The organism is Peribacillus sp. SIMBA_075 (assembly GCF_046534585.1).
Genome location: NZ_JAWRYN010001490.1, coordinates 1 through 240 on the forward strand (window position 1 = coordinate 1; position 240 = coordinate 240).

Annotated in this window: 1 pseudogene; it reads right to left on the minus strand. The window is 50.0% G+C overall.

The annotated features are described in order from the left end of the window. A pseudogene (locus SB775_RS33360) lies at positions 1 to 214 on the minus strand (GTP-binding protein); the annotation flags it as partial. Positions 215 to 240 lie beyond the last annotated feature (26 nt).

A 240-nucleotide genomic window follows, 5' to 3' on the forward strand; every position in this document is an offset into this window, starting at 1 on the left:
CTTCGGTTTCCGGCACATGCTCTTCGTTCAGCTCTTTGATCCATCCCGCGCCTTGGCTCGCTTTGTCCAAATCGAAGCGTTCGGTATTGAGCACTTCAGAAAGCGGCACCTGTGAATGTTTGGTGCTTAGAATATTGGCCGAAGGGTTCAAGGCACGCAGGACGCCATAGAGCTCATCCGCTTTTTGATCCGTGAGCTGATCGGTTTTGTTCAATAGGATGACATCTGCAAATTCGATCT